This window comes from Priestia sp. P5_B4 (assembly GCF_056400385.1).
Window position 1 is genome coordinate 1 of sequence record NZ_JBFULJ010000290.1, and the last position, 4370, is coordinate 4370.

The window sequence follows — 4370 nt, forward strand, 5'->3', positions numbered from 1 at the left end:
TACCAAGGTGGAATCTAGCATCATTCACTTTAGGCTTATCTAATCTGTTGGCATCAACAATATTATAAATCATTGTCATTTTCTCGCGCGGAAACTTGAAGATGCGATAAAATTCTTCATATACATAAGGAGAAATAGCAATAATCCTATCGATTTTTTCCATATTAAACTGCAATGGATAGACTGTATCTCTTTCTTGAAGGTGCATCCGAACGATTAGACGTTGATGAGGCTTCTTGTGGTTTGAGTACCATACAGCATTTCCTAAACCCCATTCGCAAACAATAACGTCTGCCCATTCCAAACATAATTTGCTTTGTGCTTCATCGTGAGCATTGTGTCCAGTCCACTCATCCGTTTTAATTTCATATTCTGCTCTATTTGAGAGATCATTCATAATAATACCCGCAAATTTTAAATCATGCCCTGCAAATAACACTTTTGTTTTTCTCATTATTAAAACCTCATAACTCTACTTGTTTTAGAATAGAATCTAGTTTTTTATCAGTATGGTTTTTAATTTTTAAGTAGTTAAATTTATCATTACTAAAAAATTGCTTTCCATATCTCGCATAAGATGCTAAGCGTTGATTCTGTTCGAACATTTCAATTACTTTCTCAAGTGAAACATTACTGTATACAGTTGTTTTGGCAACGGTACGCTCTGGAGACAAATCTGTTACGTATTCGTACTCTCTACCCTCATTTTGCTCTTTCACTTGCTCTTGATCTAACGTGTAGTAAGTAGCTTTTCCAATAAAATCGCTATCAGTAAACGTTGTACTTAACATTAAATCCAATAAGTAATTGGCTCCATAGTAGCTTTCCTTATCAAAGTATGTCACATAAGGACTAGAAATCCAATCACGAATATTTAAGTAATTATGCATATAACTGCGCACAAACGTATGAATAGTAGCCGTATTGTATTTGTTATAAAGATTTAAATATCCATCAAACGTGTCAACTAATATATATAATTGCTTATTTTCGTAGGTTTGAAGATTAAATTGCTCAACAATTTCTTCATACTCTTTCAAACTGTTAGCACATGCCACAACCGTAACAGCTGGTGAAGTAGCAACAAAATTCAAGCCAACCTTTTCAATAATGTACTTCAACCGGTGTGTATACGTATGTTTTGTCAACACATCTCGAATACCTGTTAGAGCCTTTTGTTCATAATACCTTTCATCTTCTAGCAGCTTTTTGAATTCTTCATACAAACTTTCAGGATTCTCGGACATGTATACCAAATCACCAAAAATTTCTTCAATACCTTGAGCATAGGTACTGATAACCGGTGTACCACAAGCTAAGCCTTCGTATACTCGACGTGAAAACATTGTAGGAGATTCTTTTACCGTGTTTACGTTAATCATTACTTGATAGCCTTTATAAGCTTTATCGATTTCATAATATTTTAAATTCCCTTTGATAAACGGTTGAAAACGATCCGGGAATTGATGATTAGGCATTAATCCTTTTAGGTTTTGTACATAATTTCGGTCGTAAATATCTAAACCTACTTTTGCAGCCGCATCCAATAAACGATCCATATCAATACATCTTTCTTCATGACGACGATAATAGGAACCTGCAAAACAAGCTTTGTTCTCTCGTTTATCGACAATTTTTGTCGGGTTGTGAATAGCAGGCTGTGCAGCGAAAGGCAATGAAAAAGCATTTTGATGTCCTGCATGTTCTTGATAGAACGGAACCATATTCTCGTCTGTCGTGAAGATATAATCAAAGCGTTTAGCCGTTTCAATAAAACGATTAAAGTGAACAGGATCTTCTTTATTCCAAAATACTGTAGGAACATTATGTTCTTTACACCATTGCAACATAGAGAAAAGAGGCTTCATGTTTTCTTCGCCGTAATAGCCGACTTGCTTATCCCAAACACCACCGTTACCTCGCCATGCGGATTCTACCATTAATAAATCTGGCTGTTCCTTTGTCATGACCTCAAGCCAATTATCTGGCGTCATCTTAATCAATGTACATTCGTGCTCATAAGATGCAGTAGTAAATTCATCGAAAATAACGGCCATTTTCATTTCTCTAATTGATTTAGAAGGCAATGTTTTGAAAGCATCTACTTCTGCTTTATCCATATAATTAATTGGAAATTGCGCGTCAATTGTTTTCATCTCATTCACATCAAACGTATCTACTAAAAAATCACCTTTTCCTGAGATACGTAAAGCAACTCTAAATTGTTTTACATCAGGATGGGGCTGAATTCTTGTCAGTGAGTTAAATTTCAACTGTAAAACTTGAACTTTCTCATTATCAGAGTAGCCGATAAACATCRGAATAACAGTAACGCCTTCTTCTACTTTTCCTTTTACAAAAAATTCATACTCAAAACCATTCTGCATAGTCATTAAATGATGGGTAGGTAACATTTTGAAACTATTATTTGTTTCTTTGTAAGACATATACACGTTTTTTCCATCTTCAATATCTGCATGTCCTTCTAGCGACGTTTCTTGAGCTGACAATTGTAAAGCTTTTTTTGAGCCTATAAACCAATTAGAATCTTTTAAATCTAATTCAAGCTGATTTGTAATTTCAATGGGCTCTTCATTGTAACAAAGCTTTAGTCCTTTAAAGAACCCTTGGCCTGTCACTCGAACTAAGAACTCCACATACTCAGTGTCTTTTTGAAAACGAAGTGGAGATTGGTTATTAAGTGCTAGTTGATGGAACTCTACTTTCTTTCCATTCTTATAGCCAACAGCTAATACTGAAACTTCTACATCTCCATCGGTTTGCCCAACAGGAATTATCGTATAGTTATAATCTTTTTTAGGCGTTAAGCGGTATGTGCTATTTTCATTTGCGCCAAGGCAATGTAAATGAACAAATTCATTTCCTTGGAGCTTTGATTCAAATACTTGGTTCCAAGGAGAATAAACAACTTGATTATTTGACTCTTCCCATCCAACCAATGTTTTTTGATTTAATAACAACTTATAAGAAGTATCACTTAACGGATATTGTGCATTCCATTTAATATCCTTATTCCACCAATATGACACATTATTTATAATAAGATTATGGATAGAAAATTCACCTTGTCCAGCGGCTCTAATAGCCAGGCGCATCGAATCGGCTTTTTCGGGAACAACTATTAGTTTTTGAGTAGCTAATTTGAGTTCAGTGGTTTCAACTTTTTTTCCATTTCTATAGAAAATAAATGCCAATCTAAGGTCAACTGCTGAATCTTTTTCTCCATTAAATACTACTGAAAGCTTGTCTACATTCAAAGGAACAGCCAGTTTAGGTTCTGTTGAAAATGAGGCATTCCCTTCTCGGTGAGTAAGATAAGCAAACTGCTTTTCTGAAAAATTTATATGAAATGTTTTTTCCCAAGGATTATAATAGAGCTTATTTGATTTAGGAATATACCATTGGTTTTGCTCTAGTACAATATAATTTCCTGCTGTTGAAAGTTCATTTTGATTCCAATAATTTTCTTCTCCAATTAAAAGCTGTTCAATTTTAAAGCTTCCGCTTCCTTTTACTCGGATCGCTAATCGTATTTGTTGAACTTCTTCAGAAAAAGTCAGCGTTTGTTCACCATTCATTTCAACTCTATGCGTACTGAGCTTACCGTCCTCACCATACTCAATGATAAATAACTCTATCACAGCACCTTTACTACTACCCTTAAAGACAATCGTTTCTGTAGGAGAGGCTGGCTTAATTATTTCTTCTTCAGGCCCTTTTTGAAAATCTAAATTTTGTTCTCGATAAGTTAGATAGGTATATTCAGTAGAATTTAAAGCAGACGTAAAAGTTCTTGACTCCGTATCAAATGAAACAGACGCTTCACTTTTTCTAAACCAACCGCTATTAAATTCAACTTCTACAAATTCTATATTTTGAACACGTGGAGCGGTTACCCATTTTCTCTTTTGATTAATCAATTTCATCCGTTCTTGAACATCGATTATCATTTAGCATTCCCCTTTGATACGTTTTTATTGCTCAGTTTTCTTCTCAGTTTCCAATACTTTAACGTTACTTTCCCCAAAAAAGATCGAGTAATTGCAGCATAACGTTTCTCTAACATTACGTAACGCTTTTGCAGATCGTTATATTCTTTGAGCTCTTTTTCTCTCATATTTAATTGAACGATTAGCTCTTTTTTGACTAAAGCCAGTTCTTTTTCCAACACATCTGCAGGTACATGATTTTTTAATTCTACGGCCATGCCTTTAAATAACTCCTTTCTACTTTATATTGCTTGATAGACTTTCAGAAGTTGAAGCTGTTCATTTTCCCAATTATATTTAAATTTAGCTGTTTTACAGTTGTTGCTCATGGTTGCACGCAGCACAGGATCTCTTAACAAC

Annotated in this window: 3 protein-coding genes; all 3 read right to left on the reverse strand. The window is 34.5% G+C overall.

The features are described 5' to 3' along the window. Positions 1-454: glycosyltransferase family protein (locus tag AC1DRF_RS17725; protein WP_477741287.1), on the reverse strand; the 454-nt coding region annotated here is incomplete at its 3' end. Between the two features lie 10 nt (positions 455-464). Continuing rightward, the gene (locus AC1DRF_RS17730) at positions 465-3971 is read right to left on the reverse strand and encodes a CgeB family protein (RefSeq protein ID WP_477741288.1); all 3507 of its coding nucleotides are present in this window, start codon (positions 3969-3971) and stop codon (positions 465-467) included. Further along, positions 3968-4228, reverse strand: a complete 261-nt coding sequence (locus tag AC1DRF_RS17735; RefSeq protein WP_050691311.1) for a hypothetical protein — start codon at positions 4226-4228, stop codon at positions 3968-3970. The genes AC1DRF_RS17730 and AC1DRF_RS17735 overlap by 4 nt, the downstream gene beginning before the upstream one ends. Positions 4229-4370 lie beyond the last annotated feature (142 nt).